Annotated in this window: 16 protein-coding genes; 7 read left to right on the top strand and 9 right to left on the bottom strand. The window is 45.1% G+C overall.

Annotation, left to right across the window (positions count from 1 at the left end; translation table 11 throughout):
• Positions 1-412 precede the first annotated feature (412 nt).
• Entirely contained in the window at positions 413-6,304 is a 5,892-nt protein-coding gene (locus MKZ16_RS01465; protein WP_179090055.1) for an S-layer homology domain-containing protein, read from the bottom strand.
• Between the two features lie 255 nt (positions 6,305-6,559).
• Here MKZ16_RS01465 and MKZ16_RS01460 point away from each other — a divergent pair, with 255 nt between their 5' ends.
• Positions 6,560-6,946, top strand: a complete 387-nt coding sequence (locus tag MKZ16_RS01460) for a hypothetical protein (RefSeq protein ID WP_038568262.1) — start codon at positions 6,560-6,562, stop codon at positions 6,944-6,946.
• 105 nt (positions 6,947-7,051) lie between these two features.
• Here MKZ16_RS01460 and MKZ16_RS01455 read toward each other — a convergent pair whose 3' ends face one another.
• The 3 genes from MKZ16_RS01455 to MKZ16_RS01445 form a co-directional block, all read right to left on the bottom strand.
• Entirely contained in the window at positions 7,052-8,068 is a 1,017-nt protein-coding gene (locus MKZ16_RS01455) for an AI-2E family transporter (protein ID WP_036687315.1), read from the bottom strand.
• 140 nt (positions 8,069-8,208) lie between these two features.
• Positions 8,209-9,396, bottom strand: coding sequence for a polysaccharide deacetylase family protein (locus MKZ16_RS01450; RefSeq protein ID WP_081393477.1), 1,188 nt, complete (start codon positions 9,394-9,396; stop codon positions 8,209-8,211).
• A 209-nt stretch (positions 9,397-9,605) separates the two neighbouring features.
• Entirely contained in the window at positions 9,606-10,163 is a 558-nt protein-coding gene (locus MKZ16_RS01445) for a transcriptional regulator (RefSeq protein ID WP_076101159.1), read from the bottom strand.
• 195 nt (positions 10,164-10,358) lie between these two features.
• On the opposite strand from MKZ16_RS01445, the gene MKZ16_RS01440 reads away from it, so the two are divergent.
• Genes MKZ16_RS01440 through MKZ16_RS01415 form a run of 6 tightly spaced genes read left to right on the top strand, consistent with a single transcriptional unit; the run spans position 10,359 to position 15,580 of the window.
• Positions 10,359-11,264, top strand: a complete 906-nt coding sequence (locus tag MKZ16_RS01440; protein WP_256719179.1) for a sugar ABC transporter permease — start codon at positions 10,359-10,361, stop codon at positions 11,262-11,264.
• 25 nt (positions 11,265-11,289) lie between these two features.
• Complete coding sequence (locus tag MKZ16_RS01435) at positions 11,290-12,135, top strand: carbohydrate ABC transporter permease (RefSeq protein ID WP_051491496.1); 846 nt, start codon at positions 11,290-11,292, stop codon at positions 12,133-12,135.
• Between the two features lie 35 nt (positions 12,136-12,170).
• Entirely contained in the window at positions 12,171-13,517 is a 1,347-nt protein-coding gene (locus MKZ16_RS01430) for an ABC transporter substrate-binding protein (protein ID WP_081393476.1), read from the top strand.
• Positions 13,518-13,532: 15 nt separating this feature from the next.
• A complete protein-coding gene (locus tag MKZ16_RS01425) occupies positions 13,533-14,321 on the top strand; it encodes an HAD family hydrolase (protein ID WP_076107347.1) in 789 nt (262 codons plus the stop codon).
• An 11-nt stretch (positions 14,322-14,332) separates the two neighbouring features.
• Positions 14,333-14,659, top strand: coding sequence for a multidrug efflux SMR transporter (locus MKZ16_RS01420; protein WP_076107439.1), 327 nt, complete (start codon positions 14,333-14,335; stop codon positions 14,657-14,659).
• A 51-nt stretch (positions 14,660-14,710) separates the two neighbouring features.
• A complete protein-coding gene (locus tag MKZ16_RS01415) occupies positions 14,711-15,580 on the top strand; it encodes a metallophosphoesterase (protein ID WP_036687304.1) in 870 nt (289 codons plus the stop codon).
• 95 nt (positions 15,581-15,675) lie between these two features.
• On the opposite strand, the gene MKZ16_RS01410 is transcribed toward MKZ16_RS01415, so the two are convergent.
• Genes MKZ16_RS01410 through MKZ16_RS01390 form a run of 5 tightly spaced genes read right to left on the bottom strand, consistent with a single transcriptional unit; the run spans position 15,676 to position 19,904 of the window.
• On the bottom strand, positions 15,676-16,125 hold the full coding sequence (locus MKZ16_RS01410; RefSeq protein WP_036687301.1) for a hypothetical protein: 450 nt from the start codon (positions 16,123-16,125) through the stop codon (positions 15,676-15,678).
• Between the two features lie 33 nt (positions 16,126-16,158).
• Positions 16,159-17,076 carry an ATP-binding cassette domain-containing protein gene (locus MKZ16_RS01405; protein ID WP_280513446.1) on the bottom strand — a complete coding sequence of 306 codons (918 nt, stop codon included), beginning with the start codon at positions 17,074-17,076 and terminating at the stop codon, positions 16,159-16,161.
• The gene (locus MKZ16_RS01400; RefSeq protein ID WP_036687296.1) at positions 17,069-18,088 is read right to left on the bottom strand and encodes an ABC transporter ATP-binding protein; all 1,020 of its coding nucleotides are present in this window, start codon (positions 18,086-18,088) and stop codon (positions 17,069-17,071) included. The genes MKZ16_RS01405 and MKZ16_RS01400 overlap by 8 nt, the downstream gene beginning before the upstream one ends.
• A 15-nt stretch (positions 18,089-18,103) precedes the next feature.
• Positions 18,104-18,949 (bottom strand): ABC transporter permease, encoded by an 846-nt coding sequence (locus tag MKZ16_RS01395; RefSeq protein WP_036687295.1) that lies wholly within the window; start codon positions 18,947-18,949, stop codon positions 18,104-18,106.
• 4 nt (positions 18,950-18,953) lie between these two features.
• Positions 18,954-19,904, bottom strand: coding sequence for an ABC transporter permease (locus MKZ16_RS01390; protein ID WP_076107345.1), 951 nt, complete (start codon positions 19,902-19,904; stop codon positions 18,954-18,956).
• Positions 19,905-19,941 lie beyond the last annotated feature (37 nt).

The raw sequence follows: 19,941 nt of genomic DNA, 5'->3' as shown, positions 1-19,941 counted from the left end.
TTATTCCTACCTGTCAAGTGCGTATTTTTAAGAATTCAAAAAAAGAGCACTCACAAAGGTGCCCTCTAACTTGTAAGCTTATTGACCACTTTCCAGTACAAGCGCATGACTGTCTTCATCATAAACCTGCATAAAAGATTATACGGCCGGTAAATAACGCTCTAACCGGTAAATATATTTTACCCGATTCCTGAAGTGGCAGATTGGAGATATTTAATTTCACTTGCACTCCTTGCAATCTATCTTTTATTTCGAAAAATTTGAAAATTAAAAATTAATCCAAAATATTATATATGAAAAATCATATGAGTAGTGAGAATTTCCTTTTTTTCATAGAAGAACATGAAGACTACACGCCAAAAATGACAAAAAGCAGACCAGAGTCACCTCTGCCTGCCTTTGCCATCCAATCTTATAAATTAATTATTCCATATAACAGTTTTGCGATTTCAGCGCGGGTTACTTTACCACGAGGGTCAAAGTTATTGTTGTCCTTGCCGTCAAGGATTCCCTTAGCCTGTAAATCAATGACTGCTTGCTTCGCCCACTCAGATACGCTATTCATATCCTTGAAGCTTGCAGTAGCAGCAACGGAAGCTTGCGATCCAGCTTTATACTGCATCAGTTTCTGCAAGACAACTGCCGCTTCCTCACGGGTAATTGCATCTTTAGGGCGGAACTTGCCATCACTGCCTTGGATCAATCCAAGCTGGACAGCTTTGTCTATCGACTGTGCATAATAAGCATCTTTAGATACATCTGCGAAAGCACTCTGGGCGATAGCTCCACTTGCCTCATCCAATCCGAGAGAACGAATGGCCAGTGTAACAAAGTCTGCGCGGGTTACATTCGCCTGTGGTCCATAATGCGTATCGTCAATCCCTTTAATCACATGCTTAGCCGTCAGCTTGGAAATATACGACTCTGCCCAGTGGCCAGCAGTATCCCTAAATTGCTTATGGTATTCCAGCACCGCAAAGGAGGAAAAGTGATTTGTTGTGAAGGTAACGGTATTATCCTTAAACACTCCACCCAAATATTCCAACGTGCTGCCATTTACATAATAGACACCCGCAAAATCCGTATCGAGCTTAGCAAGCTGTTCCTTAGTCAGCGTCAAGGTAACCGTAACAGTACCTTTAAGCTGATGGATAGCTGTTTCTTTGCCGCCTGCTGATGTACTGAGGTTCATCGTAACGGTAGCTCTAGCTGGACCCATTCCAGCGACATTGGCCTGTACAGAAATCATACTCATATCAATGCTTAGTAGCAGCATATCACTGCCTGCCGGGATGGCTGGTAAGGAGCTTGTCGGTACGCTCAATGTAACGTTAGAAGACACAATATTCAGGTTCAGCTTCTTATCGATAGCCTGTTGTATACTCGCTGCATCAAGAGCAATTCTAATCTGATCTTGAGCCGAAGCGGCTCCGCCTACGCTAATCTTTAGGCTTCCCCCTGTAGCAGCTTCTTCTATCCGCTTCTTCAAGGCTGACGGATCAGCTGTATACGTTCCATTACTTCCTAATGTCAGTTCAATGTTTCCTTTTTCCGCTACCGGTGTGGTGGTAGGCGTTGGAGTCACTATTGGCACTGGTGAAACTACTGGAGGTGCCGTTGTCGCCTCTGGTGTTGGTGTCGGCGTCACTTCTGGCGATGGCGATACCTCAGGTGTCGGCGTTACCTCTGGCGACGGTGTTGGTGTCACCTCTGGTGTCGGCGTCACATCCTCTTTTCCAGTGTAAAAGCCCCAGATATCTGAAAGCACACTGCCGGAGTGATCATCCTCAACCTTTGTGTACCATTGGTAGTAGCTATCCGGATTTAGCTTACTCCAAATGACCTGAGTCTCCGCGCCACTCTCTACTTGTTGATTGGCCGAAATTTCCTGATCGCTGTAAACCTTGACTCCGATATAGTCGGTAGCCACACGTTTAGTCACAGGCTGTAGATCCAGATCCAGAACGAACTCATCTTTGCCTGGATATTCGTCTTCATCATAGTAGTTATAATCATCCAAATAAGGCGAATAAGTCTTCACGCGAAGTTTGTTATTAGCAACATCGAACTGAAGCAGACGGATATAGCCAAGGCCTCCTTCTTCAGCACCTTGATAATCTGCCAGCATTTGATAGACACTGCGGTCTGGAATACCGTCACCGTTATCATCCAGCTCGTCCACCTTAAGCTCAGCATCATGATAATGGCCGGACAGTGCTGCGATTACGTTTTTGTTAGGTTTCACAACCATCTCAAAAATTTTATCCGCAATAGGTGCACGGTTATTAGAAACCAGCAAATATTCATGGAGACAAAGAATCGCTTTACGCTCTGGATAACGGGCAACGATCTCATTCATCCATTCGATTTCTTCCTCAGCCAATCCCCATCCCATGTATACAATAACAAAATCATTTCCGTTCGCAGACACTAAATCGTAATGGCCCCTGTTGTTGTCATAAGAGCCACCGAAGGTCGGCATATTCTTGAATCTCCACTCCCCAAAATACTCCCAGAACTTCGTGTAATCCCCGGTTTGATGGCCTACGTCATGATTACCCGCAAGAACACCATAAGGAATGTTAGCTTCCTCCAGAACCTTCATGTTCCGGTCAGCTTCCTTCCACTCATACTCCTGATAGGATTTATCCACGACATCTCCTGTATGGATTACATATTTCAGGTTCAAGCTCTCTTTGTTGTCAGCTATCCATTCTACATTTTTACGGTAAATGTAAGGGTAGCTCTGTGAATAATATTGTGTATCAGACATCCATACAAAAGAGAAATCATACGTATCTTGTGTTACTGTAGGTGCTGTCTTAGCCACAGAAGCAATTTCGTCCTGAACCATTACGGCAATGCTATTTCCATTAGCATATGCTCCAGCTGTAACCGTGGATTTCAGCTCAAAATCCTCTGTTCCAGCGATTAAATGATCCAGCTGTACCCATTTTTGTTGAGCAGGGCTCCAAGCGTAGAGACTTACTTTACGTCCCGGCAACGAATTCCCTTTCCATTCAATATCTACACGATCTGACGCCTTAACCGACTCATCCAGCTTAATTTCATAACGCTGATAAGGGAATTGATCAACAGCATCATTAATTAAATATTGTCCGTCCACCGCACTTATTTTACTGTAGTCGTCACCGCTAAGCGCTTGTTCGCCCGCAGGTTCGGATTGTTTCGGTGGCTCTGTATCGGATGCGTTTATAAACCCAGCAAAGCCGTGCTCTGGATGGTTAGCATCGTACTTGAATCCTCTAAAGAAGGTAACGTTTATCTTATCCTGATTAGGATCTTCAACCTTAACCTTTAAAGTCGGATTAGTACCTACAGCAGTCTCCCAGTTCGTAGGAGAAATAAGCAGTGGTGCAAATGGATTCTCATTCGGCACATGGAATGCAATTACCTTTTCTGCCTGATTGCCGATCTTATCCAAGGCTGTGATAGAAAGTGTATGATCCCCAGCGGATAACTTCCCGGATGAAGTAGCATAGGGCAGTTCAATGACATTACCGTCCAGCTTCACACTGACCTTATCTACACCCGCATAGGTATCCTTAACTTCAGCAGCAATTTCAAAATTGCCACGGTAAGTTTGTCCTTCTTCTATCGATGCTTTAATGGATGGTGGCGTGTTATCGACAATCACGTTTGATGATACTTTCGTTCCACCTTCGGTAAGCGTTACTTTATGTTCTCCGTCAGGTACTTCTTTAGTATTCCAGTTATACGCCTTTGAACGGAACAAATCCGCTTTCAGATCGAACTGGAAGCCGAGGGATTCGTGCTTACCTGCGCTGTCCCCCATCTTGATTTCCTTATCACGTTCTGCATAAGCCGGATCCCAAATTTCGGTACCGTCTGCCAGCAGGAGACGAACATTTTTCACTTCAAAATCATCCTTATTCTCCTCAGGACGAGGGTCAAAGGGGGATGATTTAGAGCCCGCCCGAATGTAAATCACATTATCCGCGCCCACTTGTAAAGCGGCAGAAGAAATAGGAAAAGTCAATGTAGTATACGTAGTAATCGGGTCCATAAAGGTATACAGAATACTGGCATCTCCTAGTTCTTCCGGTCCCATCGTGATGGCATTTTTAAAATAATAGTCCACATTTTTGGCTTCAAATACAAAGTAGGCATCATTTTCAAGTGCAGTATATGCCTCGTTATTGCCCAGTAGCTTACTGTCGATGCTCAAGCCTAAATCATCAGCCTTAGCGGTGGCAGAGGTTCCTTTTACGGTCACAGAACCATTGATCAATTGCCCCTCCTTCACGTTCAAACGAAGTGGGGATTGATCCTGTCCTCCTGTAACTTTTACTTTTATTACTGGAGATTGTGTTTCATTCGTTCCATCAGAAACGACAAAGTAATATTGAATTTCATTTCTGCCAATCAAATCAGCAGAGGTCAATTTAAAGTGATACAAGCTGTCGTTGAAGTCTTGGGATAGATTGTGGCTAACAGCCTCCGGCTGCTTGTCCGAAGATACTCTAACCTCCACAGAAGTAACAGCTTTATTGTCATCAGCAAAAGCCTTCAAATCGAGACCCATCGACTGGTCAATCTCCGTTACGCCCGTCAGATCTTCTACTGATGGTTTCTCTGTATCCGGCTCCACATGGATCGGCGTGTTTGGAAGTTGTGTTACATCCGTATGGCCTGGTGACGGAACGGCTGAGCCCGTACTGATCTTGAGCATTTTGCTTAGTCCATTGACAGGATACTTGTATAGAAGGGCTTTATTTTCTTTAGTATCGTCACCTTTAGCTCCATCATCGTAGGTGAGGTCTGCATCATAATACGCGGAGGAAATTTCTTTCTCCGTGTTACTTTTGATTACGACTGCCCGGCGGCCTGAGTTCGCCATACCATCGCTTTTGATCAAAAAGAGATTGGTGCCTTCAATTAAGTTTGTGTTGAATTCTGTATTGAAATCATTAGCAGTGTAAGTGCTATTTGCACTATTAATAACCCAAAACACCACGGACTGCTGTGCAGGAATCAGAAAGTTCTCTGGTGTCGAAGGCCACTTCACATCAGAAGCGTTACCTTTATCGGGATAACGATAATAGACCTTGTATTCCTTGAAATTAACTGGTGCATCGGTATTGTTATAGACCTCAATGAATTCAAAAGCGTCGCTGCTCGTTCCTTTTACATTCGTCGAGTTTGGCAGCAGCTCTGTGATTAACAATGGTGGCACATTGTTCGGATCGAACGCCGGCAGATTCACATGAACAGAATAACTCTCTGTCACATTGTTAACGCGGATGCTGTAATGCAGCTCCGGCTCTTCCAGCGCAGCTGCAGGAATCATTGCCGCATAATCGTCCCCACCTTTTGAGGTCATGGTGATTACCGTATCTTTCACCTGAGAAGGAGAGCCATACTGTAGCTTCACTACGGGTAGTGATCCATCTGCCCCGCTTTCCAGATTAGTAATCTTCGCACTGATAGGGAGATCGGCTGGATCAACACTACTCTGTGCGATATGTTCAATCACTGGCTGCTTGTCCCCAGGAACTAGCTCAGGCACTTGTTCTGCCTCTACGGTTCCAGGCGTAGCCACAACCGTTCCCGAATTCGCCATGAGGTTCATAACGGAGCTATCTGCCTGCAAATATTGATAGAAGATCCCGTTATTCTCCTTCACCTGTTCTTTTCCATAGGAAGCAGAAACAATTAACGTATCTCCTGCATTGCTTTTAATTTGTAAATTACGCGCAGAAGTATTAGCCATCCCCCCGCCACCGTTGATCCGGAACAGATTCACTCCTTCCTGCAAAGCTGCAGAAGGACTAAAGTTTTTGATGAAATCCTCCGTAGGAACATTCAGATTATTGCCGTTCATAATCCAGAAAACAATATTTCCATGCGCCGGTATTACAGCATCACCATTAGGTGCCCATGTATCTTTGTCATTATAAAAGAAATAATAATCCTTAAAATTAACCGGCTTGTCCGTATTATTGTAGACCTCAACGAACTCGTAACCATCTACAGAGGTTCCATCTGTCCCTTTTACATTTTTAGTATCCGGAACAACCTCTGTAATCAGTAATGCTCCTGGATGGTTAGGTACCGCGTACACATCTGCCATTACAGTCGGTTGACTTAAAAGCGTGTCGAGCTCAACCTGTTCATCAAAATGCGCCTCTAATTCGGAAGATGTCTGCTCCATCTCCAGCTGCTGCTCCTCGGCATATCCTGCTGGAACCATGATTCCAAACATCAGACTGCTGGCAATTACGCTGGATAGAAAACGTTTAGCTTTTGCTGTTATTCTCAAAACTCCGAACACTCCCCATTTGTTTGATTGTGATTCAATGCATAAATATGCATTGAAGCTCATCTGGAAAGTATACCTGTGGTGTATTATCGCTATATCATAGCCGTGTTAAATCTTTAGGTTATTTTTAATATTGCTTAAGCTTCAGTTCAGCTTCACGGGTTACAATATAACTAGTTAGAACCCATTTTAAACGATACTTTAGACGGATGCTTAAGCAAGATAAGTTATTGCAAACAAGAAAAGAGGACTCTAATGGATATAAAAAGAGTGATCATAGTCGGAACGGTAGTTGTAGTGATGTCTTTCGGAAATGCTTGGACTAGTCTTACCGCTAATGCAAGTTCGCCTGTAAAATGGTCCACCGCAGAGGTCGCGGATCAAGACGAATTATTGGAGGTACTTAACCAGCCAACGGACGAGGATCTATACGAGGCCATATATGACGGTAAGTCACTTCAAGATATTGCATCAGAACAAGGCCAAGATATTGAAGCTGTAATCGATCTACAAGTTGCCCAGCTAACGGATCAACTGGATTCACGGTTAGCCGCTGGAAGCATAACAACCGAGCAGTATGCGGCATATAAAGCGGAGCTGAGGGACATCGTTTCAGATAGTGTCCATACTTCCTTCGGTTAAGGGAATACATACAGCGACGCTGTAACATACACAAAAAACCCGGCTAGATGGACCTTCCATTTAGCCGGGTTTTGTATGTTTAATACTTATTTTATAACAGAATCCCTAAGTTCCTATCTTGTTCTCTCTGTTAATTTCCAGAATATCAAGGAAGAATACAAAGATCGGAATCCCCAGAATCAGACCCCATACCCCGAGATAATGCTCAGAGAATAACAACACGATAAACGTATAGAACATAGGCAAATTCATTTTGGATGACATCAGTTTAGGATTTAGGAAGTAGCCTTCTACAAAATGCAGTACGGCAATCATTGCCAGTACGTATATCGTCATGACTAGACCACCAATATTGTAACCAATAATACAAAGTGGGATTAGCGAGATAACAAAACCTACAACCGGAATTAAACTAAGCAAGAAGATCATAATGGATAATGCGAAAAGGTAAGGAAAACCTAAAATCCAGAGTCCGATCACCGTAAAGCATGTATTAAACAACGCGATCAGAATTTGTGCTTCGATCACTTTTCCGAAAGAGGAGATAAATTTTCTGCCAAAATACTCAAGCTCTACATAGAACCAAGAGATTTTGCTCTCTTTAAGGCGGGAAGTGAAGCTAACGATCCTGTTTTTCTCAAGTATAAATACAAAGCTCAAAATGGTTGATAAAACAAAGCTGGTGCCCCAATTGCTTATTTTCAAGACATATTCAATACCGTCTTTCATGTACGACTGATAGTTCAAATCCTTAAGCTGGGCGAATATATATTGCACAATATCATTCTGCGGGATGTTCTCAGGGGTCAAATTGGTCAAAAAATTCGTTAACTGTTTAATCTGTATGAAAACCTTAGGCAGATAATTAACGAGGGTTATGACAATTACAGCGATTAAGGCAAGGTATAGAATAACAATAATCACTTTGCTGTTAACTGCTACATATTTGTTAATGCGCTTCGTGAGCAGCACTTGAAAGCTATTCATTACATACGCAATCAAAAACGTCAACAGTACCAAATTAAGCATATCTCTAATACTGAATAGCAGTAGAGCAACCAATCCTAAAATCAAAAAACGCCGGACCGTTAAATTTGCGTAATAACGCTTAAACAATTCCATCAGTTCTCTCCATTCGCCTACCAATTAGTACTCTGTTTATAGTCTACAGTAAGGAATTCACTTATAGCAACTAGTGATTCGCCTAAAATGACGAAATTACTCACTTTTTGTAATCTCATCATCGATAAAAGTGACACTTTTCATGCTCCTGCATCCATATGAGTCAATTCAACGATTCGGCGTTTCGGATCATATTTCATATTTATATGCAGATCTTTGCATAATTGATGAAACGGAACCATCAAGGTTCCCTTCCTCATTTCAGGAGAATTCCTTACCATATTCACCTTTTGGTTGTTCAAGGTCAATTCCATTGGCAAATCGATATGCTTCATCTGGTCAAGTGTTAATGCAGCGGTAAGTGTCTCACTTCCCCCGTTAATTCGTACGGCATTCCGATCCGCTCTGGTGTTAATCCCATCCTCAATTTTGAAGGTCAGTGAAATCCCCAGCGAATCACAAACAGCCAGCAATCTGTCATTGTAGGAGCCGTAAGGAAAAGCAATTGCCGAATCCGTATTGCCCAATTCTTCCTTCAGCCTTTGCTCCGCCTTGGCCAGATCACGTGTAACTCTGCTGTAGTATTCCACATTCATCTCATTCCTGTTCTCATCATCAACATATAACAAGGCACTTGCAGCTGGCCGCTGCCCGCCCTCGGCATCCACAATCCCATAATGATGCAAATCATAGGTATGACTATAAAATCCCATCCCTACATGCTTCATTTCCCGCATTTGCTCCCAAGTGAGCTTCGGCACGCTATTCGGATCTGGGTGATCTATTGTAGATACGATAACAAAATTCACGGCTGTATATCCGTATTTTTGCAAGACAGGGAACGCCAATTTATAGAAACTCTCATATCCATCATCAAAGGTCAGCAGCACTGCATTGTCCGGAACTGCGCCGTTATTCAACATAAATTCGCGGTATTCCGCCATGGTAATCACATGAAAGCCTTCCTGCTTCAGCAAATTCATTTGATCATCAAACCGATCAACCGATAACACCCAAGGAAACTGTGGCATGGGCTTCTCGGAAAGATGATGATACATCAGCACAGCCACCTGATCTCTGTAGTAAATGCCTTGCGGAAGAGGTCCGGATTTCTGCCAGCCGATTTGTGTATTTAGTGCCTGTTCAGCCACTGCCTTAGGGATCATAAGATCATCAGGCGAGGCTGGGTTGGCAGCTACCGTCTTTATAACTTGACCATTTACATTAATAGTAATTGTTGAAGGTTCACGTTGTGTATTTAAAATAGCAGCAAGGCTTAGCAGTAGAACTATGACAACAACAAGCAGCATATATTTTTTCGTTTTCAATCTCAGAATCTCCTTAAAAACATTTCTTGTCCCTATGTAACTATATATTTTATGGAAGTTCCACCTGCTATTGGTTACATTTTCTTCTTATTTTTGTTTCTTTATCATAAAAAAGAGGGTGAACCTCAAGCCGAATCGGCTTAAGGAACACCCTGCAAAAATGGAGATTTATATACAATTATGTACATCTATATGTGAATGTAGACGGTCTAGGACCTTCTCTTATCTGCGAAGTAATTCTCTTCCCCAAGCTCGTCCACGAACTGCTGCAGCCAATGATAATATTGGACGGCATGCTCCAGCTTCTCCAGATCCTTCAGGCAGAATTGCCGCTCCTCCTCAGATGTATCTACGGCTTGAACCAGTCCCTCCAGCTCAGGAATGACAACGTCTAAAGCGTGCTTCATGACATCAATCTCCCGCTGCAGCTTCATCCCAAAAAAGTTCTTAAAGGTCTGAAAGAAATCTGTTTCCACTGCATACAGATCCTTTCGGTCCCGCTTCTCCTCCAGCTTAGTGACCATCTTGGAGGCCATCAAAGAACGGACCCCATAGCTCATATTACTCTTGCTCATATTCATCACATTCTTCATCTCTTCAAGCGTCATCGGACGGTCTTCGAAGAACATAATTCCATACAGCTGCCCGAATGAATAATTCGCACCATATAGGTCCATCGTCTGAGCAATCGCATCGATCATTGGACGCAGCAGCTGCTCGCGTGGAGATAAGTCTTTATTCTCTTCACCAAAGGCTACCTGTTTCATAGCTGCACCTTCATTCCACTTAGAATCTACCCTTCTATTTTACACAAAATAGCAACTACCTGCGTTAATCTCTTAAATTTTTACATAATCTCGCATCGATCTTTACGTCCACTTGACCACGCAGCCGCTCGATGAGTGTACAATTTTTTTTGAACGGAAGAGCTTTCCTCAGAATTATACCGCAAAAAACAGAAGATGGAATGGGGTATCGACAGAATAATGAAACGTTCGAGATTTATAGGGGAGTTGAAACCGGTGCTCTTCACCTTGCCGGCAATGATTCCATTCGTTGTATTTTGGCTAGCGCCATTACTTTATGTATTTTATCTCAGCTTTACCGAATGGGACTTCATGAGCCCCGAGAAAACCTTTGTCGGACTAACCAACTATCTGGATCTGTTCAGCAATCCTGCCTTCTATAAAGCACTTAGAGTGACTCTATTATTCTGTGCCGGAAGTGTGCTGCCAGTTATTCTGATCGGACTTGGACTAGCACTCCTGATGAACGGGAAGCTGAAAGGCTCCACCCTCTATCAGGTATTGCTGTTCTCCCCTTGGGTCACGCCGACCGTGGCTGTATCCATTGTCTGGTCCTGGATCTATGAACCCGAAATTGGCCTTGCCAATACTGTACTCGATCTCTTAGGTCTAGAAAAAATCGGCTGGCTTCAAGACCCTAAATGGGCACTGCTCGGCATTTTGCTCGTGACGATATGGAAATCGGTAGGCTGGGCGATGATTTTTTACTTGGTAGCACTACGCAATGTCCCTACGGATCTGCTGGAAGCTGCTCAATTGGATGGAGCAAATGCTGTTCAAAAATTCATCCGCATTACCTTACCGCTCATCTCACCAACGACACTGTTTCTGTTCATCGTACAGATCATTGGCGCGTTACAGGCTTACGACCAGATTAACGTACTTACACAAGGTGGACCCTCAGGATCAACACGCACCTTGCTCTATATGTATTATCAGTCTGCTTTTGAAGCCTTCCAGATTGGAGAAGCCTCTAGTGTCGCAATGGTTCTGGTATTTATATGTATGCTGCTATCCGTAGTCTCGCTAGAGGTTAGTAAACGGACAACCCATTATCAATAACAACTGCTGTAAAGGAGAACGACTGATGAATGCAACGATCGTACGCGTGGGCAAGCTGACCCGCCATCTATTTTTTACAGCTATTGCACTGATCATGGCCTTCCCCTTCTATTGGATGGTCACCAGCGCCTTAAAAACCAATGATGAAATCTGGCAGTCTCCGCCCACAATCTGGCCTAAGGATCCGCTGTGGAGTAATTTTTCAGCCGCCTGGCACGAAGCCCCTTTCTTCAGATATATGGGCAATAGCATATTTGTCGCTGTGTCGATTGTTATTTTGCAGGTAATAAATTCCGGGATGATGGCCTATGCGCTTACGCATATGAAATTCCGCTTCAGAGGGCTGTTCTCAGGCGTTATTCTTTTCGGCTACATGGTTCCAGCCACCGCTGTTTATCTTCCCGGATATTTGGTATTGTCCCAGCTCCATCTACTGGATTCATATGCCGGATTAATTCTATCCAACTGTGTAAGTGTCTTCTCCATTTTTCTAATTCGCCAGGCCTTCCTTCAGGTTCCCCATGAGCTAGTGGAGGCTGGAGAAGTGGACGGTTCCTCGCATATGCGGATTCTGTGGACCATTCTTGTCCCCATTACACGTTCTTCCTTTGCTGTGCTAGCCCTGATCACCTTCATTGATCAGTACAATAACTATTTCTGGCCGATGCTGATCACCAAAGACCCTAATCTCCAGCTAGTCTCGGCGGGTCTGCGTAGTTTCTTTACTCAAGGAGGTGCTTACGGATTAAAATGGCCGCTGATCATGGCCGCTAGCGCATTCACCATCGCCCCGTTGCTGCTAGTATTTCTACTAGCTCAGAAAACGATCATGCAAAGTGTCAACATGACCGCTGGTTCCAGCAAAGGATAAGCTAACAATTCTATTTTAATAAGAGGAGAATGATGATGAACGTATTGAAGAGACTGTCCACCCTGTCTTTGGTTGCCGGATTTACAATGTTAACAGCTTGCGGAGGAAATGCGAATACAGGCAATGTTACAGCGGCAAATGGAGCTTCTTCCTCCCCCTCCACAGAGGCTGCACCCACACAAAATGCGCCGGTAACGATTGAATTCTGGTATGGTCTCGGCGGCAAGCTTGGTGAGAATATGGAGGCACTGATTCAGAAATTTAATACCTCTCAGCAAGAGGTCATCGTCAAAGGTATCGCGCAGGCAGACTACACTGAAACCGAACAGAAGCTGCAAGCAGCTATCGCTACAGGAAAAGTGCCTGCGGCTGCTCTCTCCTCCAATGTAGATTGGGCCCGTAAAGGATATTTCGCTCCGATAGACGAGCTTATGGCACTGCAGCCAGATTTTAATAAAGAGGATTTTGTCCAAACCTTTCTAAATCAGGGCCAGGTTGATGGTAAGCAATACTTCCTGCCGATGTATGGAACAACGCAGGTCATGTACTATCGCAAAGATGTTTTTGAGAAGAATGGAATTGATGCTAGCACACTAAAGACTTGGGAAGATCTAGCTGCCGCAGCTGCGAAAATGACAGTGAAAGACGACGGCAAAACCACCCTTTATGGTTGGGAGCCTATGTGGGGTTCAGGGAACATGATTGATGCCGTACTCAGCAAAGGAGGCACTATCCTTAGTGAGGATGGAAAACAAGTTATGGTCGACTCTAAAGAGTGGATTGAAACCTGGGATTTGTTCCGCAAGTGGATTCACGAGGATAAGATCATGCGAATTCATTCCGGCGGTCAAGGCTGGGAGTATTGGTACAAGACGATTGACGATGTAATGAAGGGTCAATCCGCAGGCTACACCGGCTCCAGCGGCGATCAGGGAGACTTGGACTTCAGCATTGTTTCGGCTATGGAGCAGCCAGGCTGGGCAGGGATCGGTGAGGGCAAACCCGTAGCCCAAGCACTTATGGCCGGCATTCTATCCAAAGCTAACGACAGTGAAAAGGAAGCAGCTATAAAATGGCTAACCTACTTCACAAATGCTGAGAATACTGCGTCCTGGTCCATTAATACGGGATATATTTCGGTGCGCCAATCCGCATTGCAAGACCCGGCATTTGTGTCATTCAGCGAAAGCAATCCACAGATTAAGGTCCCATTGATGCAAGCTTCTCATGGTTCTGCACCTTTCCAAGACCCAACTGGCGGCAAAATTAACGATGCGTTGACAATCGCCGCAGATAAGGTGCAAATTGAGAATATCCCAGCAGCACAAGCACTTAAGGAAGCACAAGAAACGGCACAAGCAGCGCTTGATAAATTAAAATAAAGGGCGGTGGACTTCATGTCTGAGCTCATCACTCCGCAAGGCAGATACACTGTAGCAGCTATTCTATTCGATAAGGATGGTACGCTGCTCCAGTTCGTATCCCTCTGGGGCAGCTGGGGCGAATGTTTTTTAGAGAGATTCACGAAGTATATGAAGGAAAAAGGACTACAGATTGCAGAAGAGCAGCTCCCTGCATTAATGGGAACTATACACAATGCCCAGGGGAGCATTACCAATTATGATCGCAACGGACCGCTGGCTATGGGGACTATGAGTGATCTTTATGCCATTCTGTCATGGCAGGGTTATCTGCAAGGTTTATCTTGGGCGGAGTCCATGGAGCTTGTCCATCAATGCCGTCTCGAAGCGGATGTTATGTTAGAAGAGAAACGCCCTGTTCACTCCCTTCCGGGACTTCATCGTTTTCTTGATGAGTGCGTGAGTGCAGGCATCCCTCTCGCCGTGGTGACCGCAGATGAAACAGAGGCCGCAGACAAACATCTCCAATGGCTGGGCATACGGCATTATTTCTCCGAAGTAATTGGAACAGATCTTGTGGATCAGGGTAAACCTTTCCCCGACATGGTGCAGCTGGCCTGCAAAAGGTTAGCCGTGGAACCCGCGTACACAGCGGTTATCGGCGATACTAACGGGGATATGCGAATGGCTAAAGCAGCGGGTGTACAGGTAGCTATCGGCCTAGCAGAAAGCGAAGGTACTAGTGCTTCAACACATATTCTCCCGGATGCAGATCTCATTGTACAATCTTATGCTGAGCTCAGAATTGAGGTTACTTCCCTGTGAGAATAGAAGGAATGTGGGCATGGATGTTTCTGACGCTGGCTATTGTGTTCGAACTCTCAGGGACCATCTCAATGAAAATATCTCAGGGGTTCACCCAGCTCTGGCCTTCCGTGCTTATGTTCCTGTTCTATGGAGCCAGCTTCACCTCCCTGAATTATGCTCTCACCTCGATTAAGGTAGGCGTAGCTTATGCGATATGGTCAGGAGCGGGAATCATCCTGATTTCCTTCATGGGAACCCTGTTCTTTGAAGAAAAGCTAACCCTATCCTCACTAGTATGGATAGCCGTCATCATTGTCGGGATCATAGGACTGAACATTAGCGGCAAGACGCATTAGCGAACAGCAACAGTATTGGATAGGTTCATAGATGAAGGAGGATGCCCAAACATGAGTACGAACACATCACCTGAAGATAAACCAGTTATCACCTTTCAGATCATTACGGATACCCATGTCACTGCTGACCGCAATCATGAGTACAATCTTAACTTCGAGCTGGCACTCCGTGATATAGCAGCGCATGGGGAAGGCAGCAGCGGGATTATGCATATCGGTGATGTCACAGACCACGGCTTCCCTGCTGAATACGAAGAAATGCTTCGTATCCTCAAACAATATAAAACCGACCTGCCCGAGATTACCTTTACCTTAGGCAATCATGATGTGGGGCTCGGAAATTGGGAATCACGTTTAGGAATGTATACGTCACAGACCGGAATGTCCGGACCCTATCATGATCACTGGATCAATGGCTATCATTTTATTTTGCTAGGGACGGAGCAAGGATTGCCCAAGTTCTGTGATCTCTCCTCTGAGCAGCTTGATTGGCTGGAGCATAAGCTTGGAGAGCAAGCTTCACCAGAGCAGCCTATCTTTCTCTTCCTGCATCAACCGCTTAAAGACACCGTAGCCGGATCACTGGAATCGCAAGATTGGTATGGTGTCACACAAGATAAGGAATTAAAAGAAATTCTGTCGAGATATCCCCAGACCTTGTTATTCACTGGACATACCCATTGGGAGCTGGAGGTAAACAACACTATGTTCCCTGGCCATGGAGAGATCGCAACGATGTTTAATGCTGCTTCTGTCGCCTATCTTTGGACTAATGAAGATAAACATAAGACGGGCAGCCAAGGCTTCTATGTGGAAGTGTATAGCGATAAAGTGCTTGTCCGGGGCAGAGATTTTAAGACAGGAAGCTGGATTGAGGCTGCACAATATGAGGTAGCTTACCCAGCGGTAAGCGTATATTAATGATAAGCATTTAAGCGAGAAATATAACAAAAAAAAACGATTGTGCACAGGGAGTCCTTCCCCGCAACAATCGTTTTTTACTGTAGCTATTCAGCTTATCGTCCAATGGGCGCAATCCGGTAGACAGCTGTATCTCCATCCGCTGCCTTCGTATCGCTCTCGATCTGCCAACCGAAGGACAACACAGAGGCCAAACGTTCCTTCTCAGCCAAGGTTAAAGCCACCTCAGCGGCTTCCTTACCTTCCTCAAGCTCCAGAGCCGCTTCTTTGCCCAGAGCTACCCATATCCAGCTGCGAATCCCACGAATCGTATTGTATTTGATCTGATAGCCTGTCTTCACCGCTTGCCCGAACAACTCCGGCTGCTCTGACTGCAACGCGGTCAGCTGCTTATAATCAAATTGGTATTCGCTCTCGTCAACGGGCAAATCGCCCTCTGCCACTTTACGAAGAATATCCTCATCAGACCACCCCAAGGAGCGGAGTGATTCCACCAATAACGCATCCCACTGGGATAACTTTACCCGGTTTAAGTTCTCTGACATTCTGATCCCTCCCAATCTATATATAGAGTCTAATCATACCGTAAAATCATAAGCAACATAATGGCCCGGGCTTACTTCCTGTAGTGTAGAAGTCTCAGCTCTGCCGTACTCTTGCGAGTATCCGTCTAAAATAATTCTCTGATTGGCCCGCCGGGGATCCGTCTCCAAGATGGAAGACAGCAGCGCCTTTGTATAAGGATGAATAGGATTATCGTACAGCTCATCACTTTCGGCTACCTCTACTAGTCGACCGCCATACATCACGCCGATCCGGTCAGAAATATGCCGTACCATCGACAGATCATGTGCGACAAAGAGATAGGTCAAGCCAAATTCGGACTGCAAATCCTCCAGCATGTTCACTACCTGGGCCTGGACAGACACGTCCAGCGCTGAGATCGGCTCATCACACACGACAAACTCAGGTCTTACGGACAATGCTCTGGCAATCGAAATCCGCTGGCGTTGTCCACCGCTGAATTCATGCGGGAAGCGGTAGAGATGTTCTCTTTTTAAACCTACCTTTTCCAGCAATGCCGCAACAGCTTCTTTGCGTTCTTCACCTTCGTGGATGCCGTGGATTTTCATAGGCTCACTGATCAGATCAAGCACATTTAAGCTTGGATTAAGTGAAGAATAGGGATCTTGGAAGATCGACTGAATGCGTCTGCGAAAAGGTTTTAACTGCTTCTCTCCAAGCTTGCTCAGCGGCTGCCCGTCAAAAGACACTTCACCGTCTGTGTAATCATATAAGCGCAGCAAGCAGCGTCCAACCGTGGACTTGCCGCTTCCTGACTCTCCAACCAGCCCAAAGGTCTCTCCCTGACGAATCTGAAAGCTTACGCCATCTACTGCCTTAAGCACCGATGTATCGCGTCCCCACATATCCTTGCCTTTGGAGAAATGTTTTTTGAGATTATTTACGTCCACTAGAATCTTATTGTCACTCAACCGAACCGCTCCCTTCAACGCCAGCTACGGCTGGAGTCTCCTGCACACCATCTGCTAACCAGCACATCGAACGGTGACCGGGCGATAATTCGATTACCGGAGGACGTTCGCTGCAACGGGCAAAAGCATTAGGGCAACGCTCCATAAAGGGACAGCCAGAAGGAGGATTCAACAAATCCGGAGGTGTGCCTTCGATTGGAATTAGACGTTCACGCGATTTGCCGTCACGTTTCGGAATCGAGCGAAGCAGACCTTTCGTGTAAGGATGCTGTGGGCGATAAAAAATATCCTCCACCGTACCTTCCTCCATCACTAGTCCACCATACATTACGATAACCCGTGTACATACCTGAGCCACCACACCCAAATCATGGGTGATCAGTGCTATAGCTGTACTGGTATTATTTTTTAGCTCTTTAAAAAGATCAAGAATTTGGGCCTGTATCGTTACATCAAGCGCAGTTGTCGGCTCATCCGCAATCAATAGCTCTGGCTGGCAGGAAAGAGCCATGGCGATCATGACCCGCTGCCGCATCCCGCCGCTGAATTCATGCGGATACTGCTGCAGCCGCTGCTCAGGATTATTTATACCCACCTGCCGCAGGATACTTGCTGCTTCTTTGAACGCTTCTTCCTTATTTAAGCCGCGATGCCGCCGGATGACCTCCGTAAGCTGCTGGCCGATTTTTTTCACAGGATTAAGAGAGGTCATGGGATCCTGAAACACCATCGCTATGCGGTTGCCACGCAGTTTTCTCCACTCTTTTTCCGAAAGGTTAGATAAATTCTCACCACGAAAATTGATATTTCCAGCGATAATTTTACCCGGAGGTGTAATCAACGACATAATCGCCTTCGCAGTTACACTTTTCCCGCTTCCGGATTCACCAACAATCCCTACCGTTTCTCCAGCATCTATATGAAAGCTAACGCCACGAACTGCCTGATTCTCCCCATCTCGAGTTTGGAAGGAAACCTTCAAATTCTCAACAGACAATAGCCGTTCCGTCATGATGTCTTCACACTCCTATCTTCGGATCAGCTTCGGTTCAAAGCCAACCCGCAAAATATCGCCCAGAACATTAAAGCTCAGAACCGTTAGTAGTATCAATAACCCCGGGAACAATGCCAAATAAGGTGCCTGAGCGATATATCCCTGTGCATTGTTAAGCATACTGCCCCAAGTGGCATTCGGAGGTTGTACCCCGAACCCAAGGAAGCTTAGGGACGACTCCATCATAATCGCGGAAGCGATATTATTCGTCGCACCTACAATCACAACAGGTACTAGCCCCGGAAGAATATGACGCCAGATAATTCCGAAGTTGCTCTGGCCGGAAGCTTTTGCATATAGTACATATTCCCGTTCTTTAATCGTCATCGTCTCCGCACGAATCACACGGGCAATGTTCATCCACATTAATAGAGCAATAATTAAAATGATGTTTCCTACACTCGGCTTCAGAAATACGCTAAGCAGCAGCAGCACAAGGAAAGATGGAATGGACATCACTACATCAAGCATCCGCATCAATAGATTATCAATCCATCCGCCAAAATATCCACTGATTACGCCCACCGTCACACCTATACCCGTGGCAATGATCATTGAAGCAAAACCAACTAGCAAAGATACCCGGCCACCATACAAAGCTCGGGCAAAATAATCCCGGCCGTAATCATCCGTACCAAACCAATGATCCGCTCCGGGCGCTTTCAAACGTGCCAAAACATCCATTGCATTCGGATCATGTCCGGACAAAAAAGCAAATATAGAGCCTAGTGTGAAGACGATTAAAGTAATGAGGGCTGCGACACCCAATTTATTCGTAAATAGCTCATCTCCAACACTTTTCCATTTACTGCGATTCATGAGGTCACCTCGTTAATTTAATTCGTGGGTCCACGAAGCTATATAGAATATCCGCGATCAGATTGCCGATAATCAGCATTAAAGAAGAGAACAAAGTTATTCCCATAATTACGGGATAATCCATCCCTTTAACCGCAGTCATCCCTAAAGAGCCAATACCCGGCCATGAAAATACCGTCTCCGTTACAATTGCACCCGCCACCAGATCACCCATCGACATCCCGAGCAATGTAATTACTGGCAACAGTACATGCTTAAGCACGTGACGGAACAGAATCGTTGTCTTGCTGGATCCAAAAGCATATTGAATCTGCACATACTCTTCTTTTAGCTGTCCAATCGTACTAGAGCGGATGTATCGTACGTAACCGGCCAGAAATCCAAAAGCCAATACGGCGCAAGGCAGAATACCATGCTTCAATACATCAACCGCTGATTCCACACCAATGGTTCGCATCCCCATAATAGGCAGCAGGTGCAGCTTAATTGCAAATAAGTACATAAGTAATATGGCCAGCCAAAATAAAGGTACTGAAATTCCGATATAGGATAAAAAGTTAATTAGTTTATCCACCCAGCGGTTCCGGTTAGCTCCAGCAAGCAGACCCATCGGGATCGCCAACAGAACGGCTAAGCCGATTGCACTGCCCATCAAACCTGCTGTTGCAGGTAAACGTTCTAGAATTTGCTCCAATACAGGCTGATGATTCACAAGGGAATAACCGAAATTGCCCTGCAGTACTTCTTTGATCCATATAAAATATTGAATGTAGGCTGGCTTATCCAGCCCAAGGTTATGCCGGATGCGCTCAATATCATCCGCGTGCATATTCGGCGTAACGAAGGATAGTACCGGATCCCCCGGAGCCAGCTTAATCATCGCAAAGCACACAACCGAGACAAAAAACAGCATCGGCAGGGTTTGCAGTAATCTTCGGACGATAAGTTGTCTCATACGTATATTCTCCCAGTTCTATATCGGTAAAAAAATA

It is taken from the genome of Paenibacillus sp. FSL R5-0928, from assembly GCF_037970385.1.
GTDB classification, from domain to species: Bacteria; Bacillota; Bacilli; order Paenibacillales; family Paenibacillaceae; genus Paenibacillus_AQ; species Paenibacillus_AQ odorifer.
This window is presented reverse-complemented; position numbering and strand designations above follow the sequence as displayed.

Coding starts and splice junctions, on each gene's coding strand:
- MKZ16_RS01460 (WP_038568262.1), top strand. CDS start 6,560: ATGGATATAAAAAGAGTGATCATAGTCGGAACGGTAGTTGTAGTGATG.
- MKZ16_RS01455 (WP_036687315.1), bottom strand. CDS start 8,068: ATGGAATTGTTTAAGCGTTATTACGCAAATTTAACGGTCCGGCGTTTT.
- MKZ16_RS01445 (WP_076101159.1), bottom strand. CDS start 10,163: ATGAAACAGGTAGCCTTTGGTGAAGAGAATAAAGACTTATCTCCACGC.
- MKZ16_RS01440 (WP_256719179.1), top strand. CDS start 10,359: ATGGAATGGGGTATCGACAGAATAATGAAACGTTCGAGATTTATAGGG.
- MKZ16_RS01435 (WP_051491496.1), top strand. CDS start 11,290: ATGAATGCAACGATCGTACGCGTGGGCAAGCTGACCCGCCATCTATTT.
- MKZ16_RS01430 (WP_081393476.1), top strand. CDS start 12,171: ATGAACGTATTGAAGAGACTGTCCACCCTGTCTTTGGTTGCCGGATTT.
- MKZ16_RS01425 (WP_076107347.1), top strand. CDS start 13,533: ATGTCTGAGCTCATCACTCCGCAAGGCAGATACACTGTAGCAGCTATT.
- MKZ16_RS01420 (WP_076107439.1), top strand. CDS start 14,333: ATGTGGGCATGGATGTTTCTGACGCTGGCTATTGTGTTCGAACTCTCA.
- MKZ16_RS01415 (WP_036687304.1), top strand. CDS start 14,711: ATGAGTACGAACACATCACCTGAAGATAAACCAGTTATCACCTTTCAG.
- MKZ16_RS01410 (WP_036687301.1), bottom strand. CDS start 16,125: ATGTCAGAGAACTTAAACCGGGTAAAGTTATCCCAGTGGGATGCGTTA.
- MKZ16_RS01400 (WP_036687296.1), bottom strand. CDS start 18,088: ATGACGGAACGGCTATTGTCTGTTGAGAATTTGAAGGTTTCCTTCCAA.
- MKZ16_RS01395 (WP_036687295.1), bottom strand. CDS start 18,949: ATGAATCGCAGTAAATGGAAAAGTGTTGGAGATGAGCTATTTACGAAT.
- MKZ16_RS01390 (WP_076107345.1), bottom strand. CDS start 19,904: ATGAGACAACTTATCGTCCGAAGATTACTGCAAACCCTGCCGATGCTG.